Here is a 20,085-nt window from a genome sequence, read left to right on the forward strand (position 1 = left end):
CTGACTCGACCAGGCAGTCGCTAAAATGATAGAGGGCGTTATGAGTCAAGAAAGCATCAACTGGGACACTCTGGGTTTTGATTACATCAAGACTGACAAGCGCTACCTTTCTCATTGGCGCGACGGTGCCTGGGATCAGGGCTCACTGACCGAGGACAACACGCTGCATATCAGCGAAGGGTCGACCGCGCTGCATTATGGTCAGCAGTGCTTCGAAGGCCTCAAGGCCTACCGCTGCAAGGATGGCTCGATCAATCTGTTCCGTCCCGATCAGAACGCCCAGCGCATGCAGCGCAGCTGCTCCCGTCTGTTGATGCCCCACATCCCGACCGATGTATTCATCGACGCCTGCAAACAGGTGGTCAAGGCCAACGAACGCTTCATCCCGCCTTACGGTTCCGGCGGCGCGTTGTACCTGCGCCCGTTCGTCATCGGTGTGGGTGACAACATCGGCGTGCGTACGGCGCCTGAGTTCATCTTCTCGATCTTCTGCATTCCGGTGGGCGCCTATTTCAAGGGCGGCCTGAAGCCGAACAATTTCGTCATCTCCGGCTACGACCGTGCTGCGCCCAACGGCACAGGTGCGGCCAAGGTCGGCGGTAACTACGCTGCCAGCCTGATGCCCGGTTCCGAAGCCAAGAAGCACAGCTTTGCAGATTGCATCTATCTCGATCCACAGACCCACTCCAAGATCGAGGAAGTAGGTTCAGCCAACTTCTTTGCCATCACCAAGGACGATGTGTTCCTGACGCCCAAGTCGCCATCAGTGTTGCCGGGTATCACCCGACTTTCGTTGATCGAACTGGCGAAATCCCGTTTGGGCCTGACGGTCGAAGAGGGCGATGTGTTCATCGATCAGATCGGCGAGTTCAAGGAAGCAGGCGCATGCGGTACGGCTGCGGTCATTACTCCGATCGGTGGGATTTCCTACAAGGACAACCTGCACGTGTTCTACAGCCAGACCGAAGTCGGCCCTGTCACTCAGCGTCTGTACAAGGAGCTGACCGGCGTTCAGTCCGGTGACATCGAGGCGCCAGCCGGCTGGATCGTCAAGGTCTGATGAGCTGACCCGGATCGTTCCAGCGTCGAACGCTGGAACGACCACCGACCACACGTTCAGGCTTCAGGTGTTTTTCCTTGCTCAACCGGTTCTTTAGCCGGCCCCAGCACAATCGCCAAATGTCGCAAGTCGTCGACCTCCAGGCCATAGCTTTTGCCCGAAGGGCTCTGAGTGACCGTTCCCAGCGCATACACCGTGAAAAACTTCACGTCATCCGCGTGGCTCAGCAGCTCACTGATGTAACGGCTGGAGCGATAGGCCTGCATCTGCGCGGGCGACACGTAGAGCGTCACCAGTTTGCCGTCAAGACGGTCGAAGAACCTGAACTTGAAGCCCAGCCCGTACCGCTGCTCGATCAGGCCGCCGCCGAACAGCACCCGGCCGTTATCGCCTGATTGCGCGTATTTGATATGGCGAAAATATGAGCGCAGCGACACTTCGCCCTGGCCCGGAATTTTCAGCTTCAATAGCTTGAAGTCTTCCAGTGACAGCTCGGCCTTGGCCTGCCGATAGCTGTCCACCAGCCGCTCCAGATTGTTGGTGCGCGTTTCGCTGTAGCGAGCAATCGGTGCCTTGGCAGCTTCTGTGACTGGAAGCGTTGCAGCAGGGCGCTGAGCGCCAGCATCGGGCTTTTCCGGGCCGGACGTTTCCTTGGTCGGCACCTTGATGACCGGGTCGAAGATATCGATGTAATCGTCCAGCTTGCGTTTGGCCTTGCGCAGGCGTGTCTGTACATCGGTTTCTTCGACCGGCTCGTTCGGTTCTTCCTCTGCCTCTGCGCGCTCATCCACCCATTCGCAGCCCGGGTGATGGTCGTAATGCGGGTTGGCGCGAAAGTGCGCGGCGACGAAGGTCGGGTTGTCCTGTGGTTTCACGTCATAGCGAACCCCGGTGACCTTCGCGCCCATTGCCCTGCACGCCTCGGTCGAGCAGAGAAACTCGAACCGTGCGCGTGGCGGTTCCTGAGAGAAGTATTCGCGTCGCGCCGCGGCGATCGACAGCTCCTGCTGCAGTTCCACACAGTACGCACGGGTGATGGGTTTGCTGGGCTTCATGCTCGTTTGGCTGCCTTCCAGTGAGAGTTGCCGTAACACGCTATTTCACCCGGACACGCCTTGCAACCATTGCACAGCAGGACGTCGAAGGCAGTGCCCGGCAAAACCACTTCACACTCACTCGGCGGGCACTGCCAGCCATTCTCCCAGCGCCTGCTGATACTCGCCGGTGGCCTTGCTCAGATGCAGCCACTGATCCACGTAGCCTTTCCAGGTGACATCGTCACGTGGCAACAGGTAGGCCTTTTCGCCGTATTGCATGTAGCGGGTCGGATTGACCGCGCACAGGCCGGGCATGCGTTTCTGCTGGTAGAGCGCTTCGGAAGCATCGGTGATCATCACGTCAGCTTTCTTGTCCAGCAGCTCCTGGAAGATGGTCTTGTTGTCGTGAAATGCCAAGGACGCCTTTGGCAGATGAGCGCGAGCGAAGGCTTCATTGGTGCCACCGGCGGGTTCGATCAAACGCACAGAGGGCTGGTTGATCTGCTCGACCGTCTGATACAGCGCCTGATCGGCACAGCGTACCAGCGGGATTTTGCCATCGACGTCCAGTGTGTTGCTGAAAAACGCTTTTTTCTGGCGTTCCAGACTCACAGAGATGCCACCCATACCGATGTCGCATTTACCGGCCACCATGTCCGGCATCAGATTTTTCCAGGTCGTGGGCACCCACTGCACCTTCACCCCCAGGCTCTTGGCCAGTGAACGGGCCATGGTGATATCGATGCCTTCGTACTCACCGTCTTCGCGCAGCAGGGTGTAGGGCTTGTAGTCGCCAGTGGTGCAGACAGCCAACTGGCCAGCTTGCAGCACCTTGTCCAGATGCGAGGTGTAGTCCTGAGCCTGAGCCATGCCTGTGATGCCCAGCAGCAGGGCGGTCAGTGCGCTGTATTTAAGATTCATCATGAGTCTGGATGCTCTCAGCGGTGCAGTCGGTTTTATTGGAGCCGACAGATTGCTTCATTTGTCAGGCCGCTGTGAAGCTGTAATCAAAACATGCCGTTGGCCGGGGGAGGGAAATCAGGGGTTGAACATTTCGTAAAAAAGCGTAATGTTGTGCTCCATGATTCTTGAGCAAATCAAAGCGGTCGGCAATGACACTCGCATGTTGATCATGGAGTGGCTGAAAAACCCGCAAGCCCATTTCCCTCCCCAGGACCACGGTGATCCGGCGATAGGCGTATGTGTGTCGCACATTCAGGCCAAGGCCAACCTGTCGGCTTCTACCGCGTCTGCGCATCTGGCCATCCTGCAACGTGCCGGGCTGGTTCAGGCAACGAGGATCGGCAAGTGGACTTATTTTCGCCGTGACGAGCAGGCCATAGACCGGTTTGCCGACAGGCTCAAGAAAGAACTCTAGGCTTTGAGCGTTATTTATACATTTCGTCATTTTGCGTAATGTTGAATTGATAGGAGATTGACCATGAGCAATACAACCATCTACGTGCAGGCTGGCGGCGGCTACGATCAGGTCAGCGTGGGCGAAAGCGAAGTACTGGCACCGAAAGCCGGTGAGATCACTGTGCGTCTGCATGCCAACTCGCTCAACTATCACGACTTCGCGGTCGTTACCGGCATGTGGGCACCGACGGAAAAACGCATTCCCATGGCCGATGGTGCAGGTGTAGTCACTGCAGTGGGCGAGGGCGTCAGCGAGTTCGCGGTTGGCGACTCAGTGGTCAGCACGTTCTTCCCGGAATGGATCAGCGGCGAGCCGCTGGTCGAAGGTTTTGTCACGGTGCCGGGTGATGGCGTCGACGGTTATGCCCGCGAGCAGGTGACTGCCCGTGCCACCTCGTTCACCCTTGCGCCAAAGGGCTACAGCCATGCTGAAGCGTCCACGCTGACCACCGCCGGTCTGACCGCATGGCGTGCGCTGATGGTCGATGACGCGCTGAAAGCCGGCGATACCGTTCTGGTGCAGGGCACTGGTGGTGTATCGATTTTCGCGTTGCAGTTCGCCAAGATGGTCGGTGCGACCGTTATCGCCACGTCGTCGAGTGATGAAAAGCTGGAGCGTCTGCAAGCCATGGGCGCTGATCACCTGATCAACTACCGCAAGGACAGCAATTGGGGCGAGACGGCGCGCAAGCTGACCGGCGGCCGTGGCGTGGATCACATCATCGACGTGGGCGGCCCCTCGACACTGCAGCACTCCATGAACGCGGCCCGGGTCGCTGGCCATATCTCGGTCATCGGCATTCTGAGCGGTGTTGCCGGCCAACTGGAGTTCGTCCCGGCGCTGGTCAAACAGCTGCGCATGCAGGGCGTGCTGGTCGGCAGTCGCACCCAGCAACAGGACATGATCCGGGCCATCGATGCCAATGGCATGCGTCCAGTCATGGACCGTTCCTTCCCGATGACCGACATCGTCGAAGCGTTCCGTTACCAGGAAACCAATCAGCATTTCGGCAAGATCTGCCTGGATATCTGATCCGCAACACTGTGCTGTTAACTGAGCACAGGTGAACAGCGCTGGCCTGCCGACCCTGGTGTCGGCAGGCCAGTTGTGATGTTTTGCATTACTTTCCCAAGTACTCCCCGCTCATTTCCTCGCATCAAGTTCGCCGGTCTGTGGTCACACCTCTGTGGCATGAAAGACGTTCGTGCTGTGCAGCATCAGTGCTGCCTGGCGCCACGTTCAATTCGATTATCAGATCAGGGACGCATTGAAATTATGAAACCTCATCTTTTGCTAGGTCTGCTTGGCGTTTTCTCCTTCGGTGTTCAGGCTGCATCGCTGGACGTTCCGATCAATCTGGTCAGCGCTGATGGCGCCCCCAAACCTGTCGGCAGCGTTACGGTGAGCGAAACGCAATACGGCTTGCTGTTCACTCCGAATCTGAAAGAGCTGCCTGCGGGCATCCACGGTTTTCATGTGCATGAAAACGGCAGTTGCGAAGCGGGCACCAAGGACGGCAAGAAGGTCGCAGCCCTCGCGGCTGGCGGTCACTTCGACCCGGCCAAGACCGGCAAGCACCTGGGTCCTTACGCCGATGGCCATCTAGGCGATCTGCCTGCGCTGTACGTGGCTGCTGACGGCACTGCAACTTACCCGGTGCTTGCCCCACGCCTGAAGAAACTCTCGGAAGTCAAAGGCCACGCGCTGATGGTTCACGCCGGCAGCGACAACCATTCCGACCACCCCGCACCTCTGGGCGGTGGCGGTGATCGTGCTGCCTGTGGCGTGATCTGACGGACCGTGCCTGCATCCGTTTCGGGTGCAGGCGCGCCAATCGGTAAAGCTTTCTCGCGTAAGTGAGACGTGCGCTACACCGTTCTCTCCACAACGCGGCGCGGAGCAATCACGCGTGCTTGAGCGCATCCCCATGATGCATCGCCGAATGGCCGGTCTTGTCGCTCTTCACTTCGTACTGCGGATCGTCCTTTGAAGCAGGCCGATGTTTGCCCATGAACTCAACGTCCTTCACATGTACTTTAGTGACTTTGCCATGCACCTGGCCCGCCTCGGAGTTCCAGTGTACGGCGTCGCCAACTTTGAATGCGGTGGTCATTCAGACTTCCTCAGTGGGGAGCGAATGATCTGCAGCATTCGCTCGGTATTGTTCGGAGTGTCCGGCGCGGGAAGAATTCACTGCGGTTGATCGTGTGCCTGGCCTTTATCTTGCTCATGCTCATGTACCTGCGATCCGTTATGAGGGAATTGATTACATGAGGAAGTGGCTTACAGGCTCACAGATTGACAATGATCAAACCCGCGCTGTTGTTGACGGCGTCTTGCAACATGGCCGCGCATTGTCCGAAGCGAAAGGGGGAGTGGCTGATCCGATCGCCTGCATGATCATGGAGAACGATCTATTGATTGGCGGCGCCACAGGCCGAACCGAGTTCCAGCGGCTGTTTGTGAGTTACCTGTGGATCGATGCCGGGTGGCGCGGAAAAGGGCTCGGGGCGCAGACCCTGAACAGGCTTGAAGCGTTGGCCATCGAGCGAGGCTGTACTGACGCTCTGATCGAAACGCTGGATGACGATGTTGCCAGATGGTACGCGCGTTGCGGTTACGTGCCGATCGCATGTCTTCCACGCTACTGTGGCCCCTGGAGCCGACATACGCTATTGAAGTCGTTCGGTGCACAGGAGCGCATGTGAAAGAGTCAGGTATGCACTGTTATGGCCCGACACTCTGACTGATTGTCACGAACTTCAATCCTCGCGCAACACTGCCAGCCTGCGTAAGATCTTCAGCACGTAGCCTTTTTCGATCATCGCACCATTGTGGCCATCGCAAAAACGCTCGCCTCTGATGCAGTAGGTCAGCAAGGTTTGTATATCAGCGAGGTTTGCCTGGGCCATATAGCTGTCGTCATTGAGCATGTCCGCCGCGCCATGATTAAGGTAATCAATATCACACCAGCAGTCTTTGGCCACCGCGTGATAAAACGCTTCAACTACCGGAAAGTAGTCTGGCCAATAGGTGTTTTCCTTGACGATATAAGTCTTGATCGCCACGCCGTCTGGGTACAGCAGTGGCAGGTAGGAGAGCAGCTGGTCAATATCGTCGGGCCCCGGCGAAGGTTCATCAGGCAAACGTGTCTCGCTTGAGGGATGTGGCAGAAATGTCCTGACCTGTCTTGGCGTAAAACGCAGTGGTTCCGGCTCTTTATAGACTGGCAGCCAAGCCAGATTTTCCCGCACGCGTGACATGGATTCCTGCTGATCGGCAGGCTGCGCAGGCGGTAACCGATCAGGTTGCTGCCCCTTGGACTTTCGGTCGAAGCGCGCTTTCAGGCGCATCAGCAGCTTGATCATATGAGCACTCCAGTGCATCGCTTCGTTTTAGAAGGGGATTCTCGCATCACTGCTCTTGGTGTAAGTTGAAACGCTTCCTGATCAAACGATCAGAAAATCCGCACGTTGCCTGCCAAGGAATGCCTTCAATAATGAACCTGTCACTCAAAAAACTGGCTGCCTCCACCTTGATACTGGCCAGTCTCTCGTCGTTCGCCAGTCTGGCAAATGCCACTGTCACTGCACAACAGAGCGCTGTGATTCTCCAGACATTCAGTGAGACATCGGTAAAGGATTTCAGGCAGTTTCTGAACAATCTCGCCAGCGCTGATGTGGTTAAAACTGCCGATTTTGGCCCGGCTATCAGCGCCTTTCTCGACAACAAGCAACTTTCCGCATCGCAACAGAACGATATTCATCGTCTGCTTGGTCTGTATACCCGCATGAAGTATGGCAGCGCGGCTACTGAAACCCTGCGCGAGCTGGTGGCGATTCCCACTGTTCGTGTCGACGGCGTTGCCCAGCATGAAAACCCGGCGTTCATAAAGATCGCCGACACGATCAAGCGCCTGGCCGAGGGCTTCAATCTGAAGTTCCGTAACGTCGATAACCGTGTGTACGAAGTGTCGCTCGACGGGGCCGGTGACGAAGTGGTGGGCATTCATGTGCATGCCGATGTTGTGCCGGTCACGCTGGACAACTGGGTCTTGCCTGACGGCACTCGTCTGGACCCGTTCAAGGTGACGTTGATCGGTGATCGCATGTATGGACGCGGCACCGAGGACGATAAGAACGGTATCGTGGTGGCGCTTTATGCCATGAAAGTCATCAAGGAAGAAAAGCTGCCGCTGGCCAGAAACTTCAAGTTGCTGATCGATACCACGGAAGAAACGGCCGGCGACGCCATCCCGTACTATTTTGAGCGTAACCCGACGCCCGCCTACAACCTGGCGCTGGATGGCGGTTATCCCGTCGTGATCGCAGAAAAAGGCTACGGCACGGTCATGGCCAGCTTTGCTCGACGCCAGGCCGAGGGCGAGGGCGCCGAGATCGTTTCAATGACCGGGGGCATGGCCACCAATCAGATTCCATCGAAGTCGGTGGCCACTCTGGTGACCGACAAGCCTGCCGAGCTGGCTGCCAGCCTGCAACAGGCCGGTGCCGAGTACGTGAAAAGTAATGGCGGCGACTTCGAGGTCGATGCCCGCGTCGACGGCAAAGACGTCAAGCTGACGGTCACCGGTGTATCCGCACACTCGTCGGCACCCCAGTCCGGCGTCAACCCGGTCGCGAGGATGCTGGACTTCATCAACAGTCTGCGGGGCAAGGTTGCGCTCAAACAGAACCAGATCACCGACGCTGCCCGCTATGCCGCTGACAACTGGGGGCTCGATTATCTGGGCAGCAAGTTGGGCGTCGGGTTCTCCGACGACTTCATGGGGCCTCTGACCGCATCCCTGACTTACGTAGCAATGGATGAAAAGGCGTTCAAACTGGCGGTCAATCTGCGTGTGCCGAAGGGCAAGTCCCCGCAGGTCCTTAAATCCGAAATCGCTGAAAAGCTTGCGGCCTGGAGTACAAAAACTTCTATCAAGCCAGTGTTTGACTATTCCATCGCCGAGCCGATGTATCGCAATCCCGAGGGTGAGTGGGTCAAGGCGCTGCTGGCTGTTGCCAGTGAAAATCTCGGCATGGAGCACACCTTTGGCACGTCGGCTGGCGCTACGTCGGTCCATTCATTACCCAACGGTGTGCAGTTCGGTCTGGCAAGACCCGAAGTCAAATACACCGGCCATACGGATAACGAGTTCAAGACCACCGGACAGTTCTTGCTGGATCTGCAGATCGTCACCGAGATGATGGGGCGTATCGGACAGTTGCCGAAGCTCTGACACGATGTCCGGGCCTGTTGTAATGACAGGCCCGGTTTCGATGAGCGGTGTTCACTCCGATGCGTGGGCGAACGACGCGGATGACGAAGAAAGCCGGGTCCTTGCCTAAGCGCATTCCACACGGTTGCGGCCCAGGCGCTTGGCCTGATAGAGCGCCTGGTCTGCGCGCTGAATGAGGCTGGCGGCCGTTTCCCCGGTGCTCAGTTCTGCAACGCCCAGAGAAATGGTCACCGACCCTGTTTCCGGAATCACCAGGCTTTCAACGCTCTTGCGAATGCGCTCCGCGAGTTCGGCCGCCTGTTTCAACGAGCTGTCGGGCACCAGGATCAGAAACTCTTCTCCTCCCCATCGGGCGGCGACGTCCAACAGGCGGATACGCTGTTTGAGGATGGCCGCAACGCTGGTGATTACGCTGTCGCCGGCAGGATGGCCGTACCGGTCATTGACCGCCTTGAAATGATCGATATCGCAGATGATCAGACTGAACGGCTTGCCCGACATACTCACCGCAGGTATCTGTCGCTCAAGCGTATGCTCGGCTGAGCGACGGTTATCCAGCCCGGTCAGCGGATCGCTGTGAGCAATCTCCAGCAACTTTTGCTCACGGCCCAGGCGTGTGGTCACATCCTGGCTGATGCTGACGTAGTGGGTGATTGCGCCCTCCAGGTTACACAGCGGAGAAATGCTGTGTTCCGCATAGAACAGCGAGCCATCCTTGCGCTTGTTGATGAAGGTCGTGCGAAGCGGGGCGCCACTCTTCAGCGCTTCCTTGAATTGCGCATAGAACGCCTCATCGTGTTTTCCAGAGCTCAGTATCCGCGGGTTTTCGCCGAGGATTTCGCTGCTGCTGTAGCCAGTGATCTGCTGAAAAGCCTCATTGGCAAACACGATGGTGGAATTGCAGTCGGTGATGATAATCGGATCAAGCGCAGCGTTCAGTGCCTGCGCCAGCAGGTGTTGCTCACGCTCGGCCCGGATGCGCGGGCTGATGTTCTGCTGCACAGAGACAAAGTTGCACACCGAACCTGCATCGTCGCGCACGGGAGAAATTTTCCATTCGACGATGTAAGGACTTCCGTCCGCGCGGTAATTGACTGTCGACCCTTCGAAAAAAAGGCTTTCACTCAGGCATTCGCGCATCCGCTCGATCACTTGAGGATCGGTGTCCGGGCCTTGCAGGATCCGTGGCGAGGCACCGATCAATGCCTCGGCCGTGTAGCCGGTCATGGAGCAGAATGCCGGATTGACGTACACAATGAAGGGGCCGCCATTGGCCAGATTGGCGTCGGTGATCAATACGGCATTGAATGACTGTTCGACAACTGCTTCAAGCAAGGCAAGACGCTGACTGGATGAGGTCATCTGATTTCCTGTCGAGTGATCCGTTAATTGATCGCGGCTCTGATCAGATAATGTGTGACGCAATGCCGGTTGGACAATGGGTGCAGTGAGTTGGACCGCAGGCACCGAGCACTGGTTGCACGGGCACTATACCTCCAGGAAAAAACGCGCGCATGACTCCCCGTGCAGCGCCCAAGTATCTGAGCGGTTTGGCAAATATTAACTGCGACGTGATGTCGCATTCCGGTATCGTTCGGTCAATTGAAACTAATTGTTTCTGACTCTCTCGGGGTGCGCGCTGAAATGCGTCCTGAAAAAACGAATGCCAGGAGGTCTGCGTTGGATTTGTCGTCTGCTGCCTGGGTGTTTCACGACACCCGTCTGATTATCTGCTGCCTGATTGCCATTGCCACGATCATCTTGCTGATCAGCGCTACCCGGTTGCCACCTTTTCTCTCCATCCTCGTCGGCACGTTCATCGCCGGTATCGGCGCGGGTTTGCCAGCCGAGGCTGTTGCAAAAGCCTTTAGTAAAGGCGCGGGCAGCATTCTTGGCGAGGCCGGAATCATCATCGCGCTGGGGGCAATGCTTGGCGCGTTGATGGCCGAGTCGGGGGCGGCGGATCGTATTGCCTCCACCTTGCTCAGGCTGGGCAAGGGCCGCATGTTGCCCTGGATAATGGCGCTGGTGGCGATGGTCATCGGCTTGCCGCTGTTCTTTGAAGTCGGTCTGGTGCTGATGGTGCCGATCATCTTCGTCATGGCGCGTCAGTCCGGTCAGCCGCTGCTGAAAATCGCGATTCCGGCACTGGCGGGTATGACCACCTTGCACGCTTTGATGCCCCCGCATCCCGGCCCGTTGATTGCGGTCAGCGCGTTGCATGCCGATCTGGGGCTGACCATGCTGTTGGGGTTGTGCATTGCCGTGCCGGCGGTGATTCTCGCTGGTCCCTTGTACGGCAACTGGCTGTCCGGACGCATGCACGTTGCAGAGCCAGCCGAGCTCGGTGAATTGTTCAGTGCCAAGCCTGAAACCAGTCGCCAGCCAGGGTTCGGCATCTCGCTGCTGATCATCCTTTTGCCGGTGATCCTCATGCTCGGCAGCACCTTTGCCAAGATCGCCCTGGAGCCTGAAAGCAACATCGCGCTGACCTTGAAGTTTCTCGGTGAGCCGCTGGTAGCGCTGGGTATCGCGGTGCTGGCGGCAACTGTTTGTCTGGGCTGGGCCAACGGGCTTTCCCGTGAACACGTCGGCGGTACATTGCGCAAAAGCCTCGCGCCCATCGCGGTACTGTTGCTGACCATCGGCGCGGGTGGCGGCCTCAAGCAGACGTTGCTGGATGCGGGAGTCAGCCAGACCATCAGCAAAGTGGCGGAAGGTGCGCACATGCCTTATCTGCTGCTCGCCTGGCTGATTGCCGTGGCACTGCGTCAGGCCACTGGTTCCGCGACCGTGGCGACCACCACGACCGCAGGCATACTCGCGCCGATGATGGCCGGGCTTGCGCCGGTGCAGGCCTCACTGGTGGCGCTGGTGATCGGTGCCGGCTCGGTGTTCTTCTGCCACGTCAACGATGCAGGCTTCTGGATGGTCCGCGAATACTTCGGCCTGCAACTCAAGCAAACCATTTGGGTCTGGTCGGTGTTGCAGACCATCGTTTCGGTGGTCGGGCTGATCGGGACATTGCTGCTGTGGCACTGGCTGACGTGAAGCCCTGCGGGAGGGCCGGGAATCATTCCGGCCCATCAACGTCGGCGTAAATCAGGCAGTGCATTCGGCTGCGGACTTGATGATATGCAACAGTGCCTCTGAACGCATCGGCCTGTTCAACAGATAACCCTGAAAGTAAGGGCAGCCCATTTTGCGTAGCAGGTTGTATTGTTCCGCTGTCTCCACACCTTCCGCCGTGATATCCAGGTCCAGTGCTCGGCCCAGCGACAGGATGCTGCTGACAATGGCTTCGCTGCGCTCATACGTCATCATTCGGGACACGAAGGAGCGATCGATCTTCACGGCATCGATCGGGTAACGGTCGATGTAGCCGAGCGAGCTGTAACCCGTACCGAAGTCATCCAGCGCTACTCTCACGCCGAGCTGCCTGATCTGTCGGAGAATCTCCGCGATCGCGTCAGGCTGATAGAGAAACACCGATTCGGTGACCTCGATCTGCAGCTGGCCCGCAGGCAGGCCGGTGGAGGCGATGATCCGTGTCACCTGATCGACGAACCCGGGATGGCTCAACTCTTTTCCGGACACATTGACATTGAGCCTCAGGTCCAGGTGAGGGAACTGCTTGCGCCAGGCCTGCACTTCGCTACAGGCCTGATGCATCACCCAGGCCCCCAACTCATGAATGATCCCGAGGTCTTCGGCAATCGGGATAAACGCATCGGGGGAAATGATGCCCATGGTGGCGTGGTTCCATCTGACCAGGGCTTCGGCTCCCACCAGATGCTCACAGTCGCCGCTGTAGATCGGCTGATAAAAAACCAGGAAATCCTTGTTTTCCAGTGCCTGGCGCAATGCATTCTGAATCACCAGCGTGTCGATGGCCGCCTCGCGCATCGAGGCGTTGAAAATGTTCCAGCGTCCTCTGCCCTGTTTTTTTGCGGAATACATGGCGACATCGGCGTCACGCAGCAACTCTTCGGGCTTGGTATGGCTTTCACCTGCGGTGACAATGCCGATGCTGCACGAGATGAAAATGTCCTGGCCTTCGATCTGTATTGCCGTGTGCAATTGACTGACGATACGTTCAGCCATTTTTACGGCAGTCTCCGGCTGATCCTTGCCCATCAGCAGGATTGCAAATTCGTCGCCGCCGATTCGCGCCAAAACGTCATTCGAGCGAACGCAGGTCTGCAATCGGTTCGCGACCGCCTTGAGCAACTTGTCACCGGCCAGGTGCCCCATGCTGTCGTTGACCACCTTGAAGCCGTCCAGGTCCAGAAAGAGTACCGTTGCCCGTTCGTAACGAGAGTCACGGGTTACAAAGGCCGTGGTCAATTCGTTCATCAGGTAAGCGCGGTTGAACAGTGAGGTCAGCTCATCGTGAAAAGCGATATAGGTCAGCTCTTCGGAAATACGCTCGCGTTCCTCCAGCCGGCTCTGTAACGCAAGCTTTTCCTCCCACTCCAGCCGAGCTCGCTGAGCCAGTTGCTGGGACTCCTTGCGCTCGGTGATATCGCGCTGCACAGATACCCAATGAGTGAACCAGCCTTTTTCGTTGGCCACCGGCACAATGCTCAGCTCGACCCAGAACTGGCTGCCATCCTTGCGGGTGTTGAGCAGTTCGACTTCAACCGGTCGCCAGTGACTGAGTGCCTCGCGAATAACGTCCAGCGTTGCCCGACTGGTGTCCTCACACTGCAGAATCCGTGGCGTGCGACCTATGACTTCGTCTTCCGTGAAACCGGTTATTGCCAGAAACGCAGGGTTGCAATAGACGATACGCGGGCCGGGCAGATCGATGGGTTCCGCTTCGGTGATAAGAATCGCGTCATTGGCGTTGATGACAACCGATTCAAGCAAGCGCAGGCGTTCGAACGAGGTGACCAGCGGGTTATTGGCTTCGGGATCACGTCCCGGTTGCAGGTAAGTACGAATATGAACAGCCTGGGCCTGCAGCGCATAACGTTGCGCTGCGCTCAGCACTGTTGCGTCGTCGCTGTTGCTCAACAACATCGCGCCCAGCAACTCATGCCTGAAGCCACGAATCGCGACGTAGATCAGGGTAGGCCCTGAGCCATTCGCTTCGATTGCCTTCGCCGGGCTGTCATGACCGACCAGCACCACGTCTCCATACGATGAGATCATCCTTAACCATGCTTCGTCCGCCTTGGTCTGGCTTTGACCAACGCTGACCAACTGCTCCCAGCCTGTAGCGCTGGATACCATCAGCAGAGCGGCGTTGCACGAGGCGGAATGAGCAGCGGCCTGCAATACCTTGGCAACATCTTCAATATTCTTTGGTATGACGTGGTCGTGCTCATAGCCCTGAGGGTTCATCGATCGCTATTCCTGAATGGCATGCATGTATAGTCCGGATCCTGTTCGGCAGCGCATAAGCCGTGGACGCGTTCCGTGGACCTCTTCCAGTTGCGCTAAGAGATCGTCTGACGGGTTCAGCTGATTTTTTTCAGCCAGCACCACGTACAGACTTGATGTTGCTAAAAGACGTTTGGTCGAAGCGACGAGTGACCTACTGGATAACGTGCCCCTCAGTCAGCTGCGGATCGCACCTGCTGTTACGGCTCATGTTTAATACAGTGAGTTCTTGCTGATGCCTAAGTGCTATTACGCACTAATGTTTACGACAGGGCGGGTTTCAAAAGGTTGCATGGAAGAGTGGATGTCCGGATGGAGTGCTAGCCCTACTGCCAAGAAAGAGTGCAAGGCAGATAGTCGAAGTTGGCTTGTTTATATGAATGGCCCGTGCAGAGAAGTTGAGGGAGTCGTTCGCAGTCATACCCGTTGTGGCATTACGATGCTGCTAGCGCTGAGTTTTAAAGACACCCGCTTTCTCGAGTACTCTCACTAGGTTATCGGGCTTGATGATTTCCATTGTCGAGTTCAGTTCATTGGCGGACCACCAATGATGCTCTGTCATGACCTGAGTTTCCTGCAGCGTCCATTCTGATCGAGAGACTATCTGACGCTCTGTGTGCACAACGTAATACCGCTCAACGGCGAGTACGGTTTCACCATCAGGGAGGAGCATCGGAAAACGTCTGTTGGCAACATGCCCGGCAACCGAATTGACCCTGATGCCGGTTTCTTCGCGCAGTTCACGCAGGGCGGCGGCCTCGAAAGTTTCGCCGTCCTCTACGCCCCCTCCAGGTGTTGCCCAATAATTGTCGCCGGCCAACGCCCCGGTTGTGTGCTGAAATCTGAACAGCAGTACCCTCATCGACGGACTGACGATTAACAGGCGCGATGATTTGCGCTCACGCAATGGTTTGTCTGCCTTGAAAGTGGGCATGAAACCTCACGCCTCATACCGCCGTCGTGCATCACTGAGCATGGAAATCGTCAGTTTGCGTACTTCCAGTTTGCTGATCTCTACATGGGAGCGCAGCAGCAATAATGCTTCGTCGCGTTTGCGCGCCTGAAGGGCATTGAGGATCGCGGCGTGTTCGAGGTAGGTATGTTCGATACGGGCGCTTTTGAAGAAGTCCAGGCGGCGCACAATACGGATGCGCTCGGTCACTTCCTGATGGATGCGGGCCATTTCCAGGTTGCCTGACGCCGCCACCAGTTGGGTGTGAAACTGCTCATCGAGGTCGGCGACCACTTGCATGTCTATTTGCCAGCTGTCGCGATCGACCAACCAGTGCTGGCGCAGAATAGTGAGTTCCGGATGCACCTCGGCGGATGCACAAATGCGCTCGACCGCCGCGCACTCCAGCACGATGCGCAGATCGTAGAGTTGGTCGATCTGGTTGAAATCCAGAGGCTTGACTGACCAGCCACGTCGGAACTCGACGTCCAGGTAGCCTTCGCGCTGGAGGCGGTAGAGTGCGTCACGCACCGGTGTTCGCGAGACCTGATAACGGTCGGCCAGCTGGGTTTCGGTGAACCGGTCATAAGGCAGCAGATAGAAGTCGAAAATCTCCTGCTTGAGCCGCCGATAGACGTCTTCTGCCAGCGCGTTGGTGGTGTTCGGGGAATTCAAGGGCGTGGCTCCAGGCTGCTCAGGTCAATGCTGACATGTGCAGCAACGACTTTCCAGCCGCCCTCCAGTCGCGCCCAGGTCTGCATCTGCCGACCGAGGCGCTGGGTGACGCCATCGTGAAACTCGGTACTGACCGTGGCGAAGTCTTCACCGAAGGTGCTCACCACGGTGCGCAGCAGCGTGCGGCCCGGTCCGACCGGCTGACACTGGCGCCGATAGCGCGCAATCGTGTCGGCGCCATGCAGGTTCTCCGCGACGCCGTAGCGGACGGTCTGTTCGGAATCCCAGAAATATGCATCCAGCGTGGTCAGTTCATTGGCCAGCAGGGCGCGTTCGTAGTCGCGAAAGGCGTGGGTCACTTCAGCGACCACGTGGGGGAGGTTGATGTCCATCAATGTGTACTCCTTGTCTGCAGCGCCTGCTCCAGGTCCGTCAGTGAGGCGACGCGGCCAACAATCCCGCCTTGTGCGGTGATCATCTCCAGCGTGGCCCGTTTGAATACGGGGAAGTAGCTTTCGGTCGCATCCTCGATCAGCAGGCAGCGATAACCCCGGTCATTGGCTTCACGCATGCTGGTCTGCACGCAGACTTCGGTGGTGACGCCTGCAAAGATCAAATGGGTGATCCCGGCGTCGGTCAGCCGCGGCTGCAGATCCGTGGCGAAGAACATACCTTTGCCGGGTTTGTCGATGACCCACTCGCCAGCGAGCGGCGCCAGGGTGTCGATAATCTGATTGCCGGGTTCGCCGCGAATCAGGATGCGTCCCATCGGACCAGGATCGCCGATGCGCAGGCCCGGCGAGCCATGGTCACGTTTGGCTTGCGGGCAATCGGCAAGGTCCGGGCGGTGTGATTCGCGGGTATGGATCACCGCAATGCCTTCATCGCGGGCCAGCGTCAGCAGGCGTTGCACGGACGGTACGATGGCTTGCAACGGTGCGACGTCGTTGCCCAGTGCGGCACCAAAGCCGCCGGGTTCGAGAAAATCGCGCTGCATGTCGATGATCACCACAGCGGTCCGGGACGTGTCGAAGGTGAAGCTGTCAGGGCGCGCGTTGACCTTGATCATGCCGGTTGCCCCGCGAGATGCTCGGCACCGGCCATGTGTCGGCCCAGCTCGGTACGGTCAGCGTCCGCTGCACTGGTTTCAAACACCAGCTCGCCGTCGTGGATAACCACGATGCGGTCTGCCAGGCTCAGCAGTTCGTCGAGGTCCTCACTGAGCAGAACGACCGCTGTGCTGCTGTTGCGAGCGTCGATCAGGCGCTGGTGAATGAGCGCGACACTGGCGAAGTCCAGACCGAATACCGGGTTGGCGACGATCAGTACCGCGACGTCGTGGGTCAGCTCTCGGGCCAGTACAGCGCGCTGCACGTTGCCCCCTGACAAAGTGCCGATGGGCCGGTTCGGATCGTTGGGCGATACCTGAAACTGCTCAATCAGGCTGCGTGCTTGCACACCTGCGGCGCGACGATCCAGGCGCCAGCCCTGACGGCAGAGCGGCGGCTGGTCGAAATTGCGCAGGGCCAGGTTGTCAGCCACGCTGAACGTGCCGATGCAGGCGTTGCGCAGGGGCTCTTCGGGCAGGCTGAACACGCGCAGGCGTTGCATCTGTTCACGCCGCGCGTGGTAAGGCTGACCGTCGACCGCTATCTGCCCGGCGCTGAAGGCTCGCTGGCCGAGCAGCGCTTCGGTCAGTTCGCGCTGACCGTTGCCGGAGATGCCTGCAACTCCGACGATCTCACCCGGGTGAACGGCCAGAGACAGGTTTTTCACCGCCAGCGTGCCTTTGTCGCCAGGCACATCCAGGCCTGTCACCTGCAACTGCGGCGGACGAGCCGCCATCACCGGGCGCTCGGTGCTCACTCCGCGCACCTGTGCGTTGCCCATCATCCACGCTGCCATCTGTTGTGTGGTGGTGTCAGCCACTGCTGCACTGCCCACCCAGCGGCCTTTGCGCAAAACGGTGACGTCATCGGCGTAGGTGCTGACTTCGCGAAATTTGTGCGTGATCATCAAGACGGTCAGTTCGCCACGATGCGCCATCGCCTGCATCAGCCCCAGCACTTCGTCGGCTTCCTGCGGCGTGAGCACCGAGGTGGGTTCGTCGAGAATGACCAGTCGACGCTCCAGATACAGCTGTTTGAGGATTTCCAGTTTCTGCTTTTCGCCGGCCGCCAGGCTGCTGACCGGACGATGGATGTCCAGTCGAAAAGGCATTTTTGCCATGAACGCTTCCAGACGCTGGTGCTCGCTGGCCCAGTCGATACGCCACGGCAGATCGCCACGCGACAGCACCAGGTTTTCCGCCACGCTCAGGCCCGGCGCGACGGTGAAGTGCTGATACACCATGCCGATCTGCAACTGATGAGAGTCGCGCGGGGTGCGAATCTCGTGTTCGCGGTTGTCGATCAGAATGCTGCCCGACTGCAGCGGGCTGTAGCCGATGATGCCTTTGACCAGCGTACTCTTGCCGGCACCGTTCTCGCCGAGCAGGGCGTGGACGGTGCCGGCGCGGACCTTGAAGGACACCTCGTCGAGTGCGCGAAACGCTCCGAAATGCTTGCTGGCACCAATCGTCTCAAGACTCGGGGCGCGCATGTTCATGCTCCCAACAGGTCGCGAAGCATTGAGGAATGGCCGACTGCGCCGAACACGCCACCCTGCATTTTGACCATGCTCAGGGCCGCCGCATGATTGCCAGGGTCGGTCGCCCCGCAGCAGTCTTCCAGCAGCAGGCACTCGAAGCCACGGTCATTGGCTTCGCGCATGGTGGTGTGCACGCAGACGTCGGTGGTGATGCCGGTCAGGATCAGATTGTCGATGCCGCGAGTGCGCAGAATCAGTTCCAGATCGGTGGCGCAAAAGGAGCCTTTGCCGGGCTTGTCGAGCACGATTTCGCCGGGCAGCGGTGCCAGCTCGTCGATGATTTCCCAGCCCGGCTCGCCACGTACCAGAATCTTGCCGCACGGACCTGGGTCGCCGATTCCCGCGCCGATGCGCTGCGAACGCCAGCGTTTGTTGGCGGGCAAGTCGCTGAGGTCTGGGCGATGGCCTTCGCGGGTATGGATGATGGTGAAGCCCAGCGGGCGCATCGCGGCGAGCAACGCCTTGATCGGCTCGATGGGCGCACGGGTCAGTGCCAGGTCGTAACCCATGCTGTCCACGTAGCCGCCGACGCCGCAGAAATCGGTCTGCATGTCGATCACGATCAAGGCTGTGTTGTGCGCATGCAATTGGCCGTTCCAGGGCCAGGGGTAGGGCGCCGATGCAATATGACGTTCGCTCATGGCATTACTCCTCCCAACTGCTGGGGGTAGGTTTGAAGTCGCGCTCGGGGGCCGCAAACCCGCACGAGCTGCCATCGGTATGCACGACATCGTTTTCCCACGGCAGACGGTACTGGCCTGCGCTCAGGTCGTGCATGTAGGTGTAGGGGCAGTCGCGTGCGCCGCCCTTGACCGCCACATAGCCGCGATGCCCGAATTGATAGATGTTGTTCTCCACGCCCCAGTGCACACGGGCTTCGCGGACCAGGTCGGGGCGCAGTTCGCAGCAGACGATTTCGTCGGCCCGGCCACCCCCTTCAGCCATGATCGTACCGTCGAAGTCGACAAACATCGCTTCGCCCATGGAGTCGAACGTGCCGTCGGAGCCGCACATGCAGACGCTTGCGGTCTGCATCAGGTTGGTGAAGGCGTTGCTCTGATTGGTGATCTTCCACGAGTGGCGGATCGGTGCGGTGTAACCCGCGGTGCGCAGCATGATGTCGGCGCCCTTGTAGGCGCACTCGCGGGCCATTTCCGGGAACATGCCGTCGTGGCAGATGATCAGCGCCAGCTTGCTGCCGCGCGGTCCGTCGCAGACCGGAATACCCAGATCGCCCGGCTCCCACGGTTCGACCGGCACCCACGGGTGCAGCTTGCGGTAGTACAAGCGGATGTCCCCGAGGTCATCGACGATCAGGCCGCTGTTGAACGGGTTGCCGTGCGGGTTGGCTTCCATGATCGAGAAGCAGCCCCATATCCGGTGCTTCTTGCACGCCTCGCGCAGCGCAAGGACTTCCGGGCCGTCGAGGCTGCACATGATCTCCGGCGCCGTGCTCATCGACAGGCCGTGCAGCGAGTATTCGGGAAATACGATCAGGTCCATGCCCGGGTTGCTGCGTCGCGCTTTGGCAACCATGCCGACCACTTTCTGCGTCTGCGCCCACAGCGCCTCGCGCGTATGCGGATCGGGCAGCGCCAGTTGCGCTAGGCCGATCACCACGCCCTTGGGCGACTTGTTCAAACCACCAAGACCACTGGCCATGCA

20 protein-coding genes are annotated in these 20,085 nt (G+C 58.6%); 7 read left to right on the plus strand and 13 right to left on the minus strand.

What is annotated here, in order from left to right:
* Positions 1–40: 40 nt before the first annotated feature.
* Positions 41–1,060, plus strand: coding sequence for a branched-chain amino acid aminotransferase (locus AO388_RS10415; RefSeq protein WP_058416403.1), 1,020 nt, complete (start codon positions 41–43; stop codon positions 1,058–1,060).
* A gap of 56 nt (positions 1,061–1,116) precedes the next feature.
* On the opposite strand, the gene AO388_RS10420 is transcribed toward AO388_RS10415, so the two are convergent.
* Entirely contained in the window at positions 1,117–2,115 is a 999-nt protein-coding gene (locus AO388_RS10420; protein ID WP_058416404.1) for a hypothetical protein, read from the minus strand.
* Positions 2,116–2,232: 117 nt separating this feature from the next.
* The gene (locus AO388_RS10425) at positions 2,233–3,021 is read right to left on the minus strand and encodes a transporter substrate-binding domain-containing protein (protein ID WP_003433545.1); all 789 of its coding nucleotides are present in this window, start codon (positions 3,019–3,021) and stop codon (positions 2,233–2,235) included.
* 145 nt (positions 3,022–3,166) lie between these two features.
* Between AO388_RS10425 and AO388_RS10430 the strand changes: the two genes are divergently transcribed.
* The 3 genes from AO388_RS10430 to sodC all read left to right on the plus strand — a co-directional run bounded on the left by AO388_RS10430 (position 3,167) and on the right by sodC (position 5,311).
* On the plus strand, positions 3,167–3,475 hold the full coding sequence (locus tag AO388_RS10430; protein ID WP_083515795.1) for an ArsR/SmtB family transcription factor: 309 nt from the start codon (positions 3,167–3,169) through the stop codon (positions 3,473–3,475).
* A gap of 63 nt (positions 3,476–3,538) precedes the next feature.
* On the plus strand, positions 3,539–4,549 hold the full coding sequence (locus AO388_RS10435; RefSeq protein ID WP_003365244.1) for a zinc-dependent alcohol dehydrogenase family protein: 1,011 nt from the start codon (positions 3,539–3,541) through the stop codon (positions 4,547–4,549).
* A gap of 243 nt (positions 4,550–4,792) precedes the next feature.
* Positions 4,793–5,311, plus strand: coding sequence for a superoxide dismutase family protein (sodC, locus tag AO388_RS10440; RefSeq protein ID WP_058416405.1), 519 nt, complete (start codon positions 4,793–4,795; stop codon positions 5,309–5,311).
* A gap of 109 nt (positions 5,312–5,420) precedes the next feature.
* Here sodC and AO388_RS10445 read toward each other — a convergent pair whose 3' ends face one another.
* Positions 5,421–5,630 carry a DUF2945 domain-containing protein gene (locus tag AO388_RS10445; protein WP_003433541.1) on the minus strand — a complete coding sequence of 70 codons (210 nt, stop codon included), beginning with the start codon at positions 5,628–5,630 and terminating at the stop codon, positions 5,421–5,423.
* A gap of 157 nt (positions 5,631–5,787) precedes the next feature.
* On the opposite strand from AO388_RS10445, the gene AO388_RS10450 reads away from it, so the two are divergent.
* Positions 5,788–6,225 (plus strand): GNAT family N-acetyltransferase, encoded by a 438-nt coding sequence (locus AO388_RS10450; protein WP_058416406.1) that lies wholly within the window; start codon positions 5,788–5,790, stop codon positions 6,223–6,225.
* 54 nt (positions 6,226–6,279) lie between these two features.
* Here AO388_RS10450 and AO388_RS10455 read toward each other — a convergent pair whose 3' ends face one another.
* The gene (locus AO388_RS10455; RefSeq protein ID WP_054080697.1) at positions 6,280–6,885 is read right to left on the minus strand and encodes a DUF6508 domain-containing protein; all 606 of its coding nucleotides are present in this window, start codon (positions 6,883–6,885) and stop codon (positions 6,280–6,282) included.
* A 131-nt stretch (positions 6,886–7,016) separates the two neighbouring features.
* Here AO388_RS10455 and AO388_RS10460 point away from each other — a divergent pair, with 131 nt between their 5' ends.
* Complete coding sequence (locus AO388_RS10460; protein ID WP_058397446.1) at positions 7,017–8,756, plus strand: dipeptidase; 1,740 nt, start codon at positions 7,017–7,019, stop codon at positions 8,754–8,756.
* A 105-nt stretch (positions 8,757–8,861) separates the two neighbouring features.
* On the opposite strand, the gene AO388_RS10465 is transcribed toward AO388_RS10460, so the two are convergent.
* On the minus strand, positions 8,862–10,118 hold the full coding sequence (locus tag AO388_RS10465; RefSeq protein WP_058416407.1) for a sensor domain-containing diguanylate cyclase: 1,257 nt from the start codon (positions 10,116–10,118) through the stop codon (positions 8,862–8,864).
* A gap of 318 nt (positions 10,119–10,436) precedes the next feature.
* Between AO388_RS10465 and AO388_RS10470 the strand changes: the two genes are divergently transcribed.
* Positions 10,437–11,807, plus strand: coding sequence for a GntT/GntP/DsdX family permease (locus tag AO388_RS10470; RefSeq protein ID WP_058416408.1), 1,371 nt, complete (start codon positions 10,437–10,439; stop codon positions 11,805–11,807).
* A gap of 51 nt (positions 11,808–11,858) precedes the next feature.
* On the opposite strand, the gene AO388_RS10475 is transcribed toward AO388_RS10470, so the two are convergent.
* The 8 genes from AO388_RS10475 to AO388_RS10510 form a co-directional block, all read right to left on the minus strand.
* Positions 11,859–14,105 carry a putative bifunctional diguanylate cyclase/phosphodiesterase gene (locus AO388_RS10475; protein WP_058416409.1) on the minus strand — a complete coding sequence of 749 codons (2,247 nt, stop codon included), beginning with the start codon at positions 14,103–14,105 and terminating at the stop codon, positions 11,859–11,861.
* 484 nt (positions 14,106–14,589) lie between these two features.
* Entirely contained in the window at positions 14,590–15,078 is a 489-nt protein-coding gene (locus AO388_RS10480; RefSeq protein WP_083515796.1) for an NUDIX hydrolase, read from the minus strand.
* Between the two features lie 6 nt (positions 15,079–15,084).
* Entirely contained in the window at positions 15,085–15,771 is a 687-nt protein-coding gene (locus AO388_RS10485; protein WP_003433525.1) for a GntR family transcriptional regulator, read from the minus strand.
* A complete protein-coding gene (hpxZ, locus tag AO388_RS10490) occupies positions 15,768–16,163 on the minus strand; it encodes an oxalurate catabolism protein HpxZ (RefSeq protein WP_003433523.1) in 396 nt (131 codons plus the stop codon). Before hpxZ ends, AO388_RS10485 begins: the two co-directional genes overlap by 4 nt.
* The gene (locus AO388_RS10495) at positions 16,163–16,840 is read right to left on the minus strand and encodes a cysteine hydrolase family protein (RefSeq protein ID WP_058416410.1); all 678 of its coding nucleotides are present in this window, start codon (positions 16,838–16,840) and stop codon (positions 16,163–16,165) included. The genes hpxZ and AO388_RS10495 overlap by 1 nt, the downstream gene beginning before the upstream one ends.
* Positions 16,837–18,378, minus strand: a complete 1,542-nt coding sequence (locus AO388_RS10500) for an ABC transporter ATP-binding protein (protein ID WP_161937170.1) — start codon at positions 18,376–18,378, stop codon at positions 16,837–16,839. Before AO388_RS10500 ends, AO388_RS10495 begins: the two co-directional genes overlap by 4 nt.
* Positions 18,375–19,061, minus strand: coding sequence for a biuret amidohydrolase (biuH, locus tag AO388_RS10505; protein WP_003365215.1), 687 nt, complete (start codon positions 19,059–19,061; stop codon positions 18,375–18,377). Before biuH ends, AO388_RS10500 begins: the two co-directional genes overlap by 4 nt.
* A gap of 4 nt (positions 19,062–19,065) precedes the next feature.
* Positions 19,066–20,082 (minus strand): formamidase, encoded by a 1,017-nt coding sequence (locus AO388_RS10510; RefSeq protein ID WP_058416412.1) that lies wholly within the window; start codon positions 20,080–20,082, stop codon positions 19,066–19,068.
* Positions 20,083–20,085 lie beyond the last annotated feature (3 nt).

It is taken from the genome of Pseudomonas sp. ICMP 10191, assembly GCF_001467335.1.
Lineage (GTDB): Bacteria > Pseudomonadota > Gammaproteobacteria > Pseudomonadales > Pseudomonadaceae > Aquipseudomonas > Aquipseudomonas cerasi.

Excerpts from the sequence above, each read along its gene's own strand:
- AO388_RS10415 (WP_058416403.1), top strand. The coding sequence starts at position 41 with ATGAGTCAAGAAAGCATCAACTGGGACACTCTGGGTTTTGATTACATC.
- AO388_RS10420 (WP_058416404.1), bottom strand. The coding sequence starts at position 2,115 with ATGAAGCCCAGCAAACCCATCACCCGTGCGTACTGTGTGGAACTGCAG.
- AO388_RS10425 (WP_003433545.1), bottom strand. The coding sequence starts at position 3,021 with ATGATGAATCTTAAATACAGCGCACTGACCGCCCTGCTGCTGGGCATC.
- AO388_RS10430 (WP_083515795.1), top strand. The coding sequence starts at position 3,167 with ATGTTGTGCTCCATGATTCTTGAGCAAATCAAAGCGGTCGGCAATGAC.
- AO388_RS10435 (WP_003365244.1), top strand. The coding sequence starts at position 3,539 with ATGAGCAATACAACCATCTACGTGCAGGCTGGCGGCGGCTACGATCAG.
- sodC (WP_058416405.1), top strand. The coding sequence starts at position 4,793 with ATGAAACCTCATCTTTTGCTAGGTCTGCTTGGCGTTTTCTCCTTCGGT.
- AO388_RS10445 (WP_003433541.1), bottom strand. The coding sequence starts at position 5,630 with ATGACCACCGCATTCAAAGTTGGCGACGCCGTACACTGGAACTCCGAG.
- AO388_RS10450 (WP_058416406.1), top strand. The coding sequence starts at position 5,788 with ATGAGGAAGTGGCTTACAGGCTCACAGATTGACAATGATCAAACCCGC.
- AO388_RS10455 (WP_054080697.1), bottom strand. The coding sequence starts at position 6,885 with ATGATCAAGCTGCTGATGCGCCTGAAAGCGCGCTTCGACCGAAAGTCC.
- AO388_RS10460 (WP_058397446.1), top strand. The coding sequence starts at position 7,017 with ATGAACCTGTCACTCAAAAAACTGGCTGCCTCCACCTTGATACTGGCC.
- AO388_RS10465 (WP_058416407.1), bottom strand. The coding sequence starts at position 10,118 with ATGACCTCATCCAGTCAGCGTCTTGCCTTGCTTGAAGCAGTTGTCGAA.
- AO388_RS10475 (WP_058416409.1), bottom strand. The coding sequence starts at position 14,105 with ATGAACCCTCAGGGCTATGAGCACGACCACGTCATACCAAAGAATATT.
- AO388_RS10480 (WP_083515796.1), bottom strand. The coding sequence starts at position 15,078 with ATGCCCACTTTCAAGGCAGACAAACCATTGCGTGAGCGCAAATCATCG.
- hpxZ (WP_003433523.1), bottom strand. The coding sequence starts at position 16,163 with ATGGACATCAACCTCCCCCACGTGGTCGCTGAAGTGACCCACGCCTTT.
- AO388_RS10495 (WP_058416410.1), bottom strand. The coding sequence starts at position 16,840 with ATGATCAAGGTCAACGCGCGCCCTGACAGCTTCACCTTCGACACGTCC.
- AO388_RS10500 (WP_161937170.1), bottom strand. The coding sequence starts at position 18,378 with ATGAACATGCGCGCCCCGAGTCTTGAGACGATTGGTGCCAGCAAGCAT.
- biuH (WP_003365215.1), bottom strand. The coding sequence starts at position 19,061 with ATGAGCGAACGTCATATTGCATCGGCGCCCTACCCCTGGCCCTGGAAC.
- AO388_RS10510 (WP_058416412.1), bottom strand. The coding sequence starts at position 20,082 with ATGGCCAGTGGTCTTGGTGGTTTGAACAAGTCGCCCAAGGGCGTGGTG.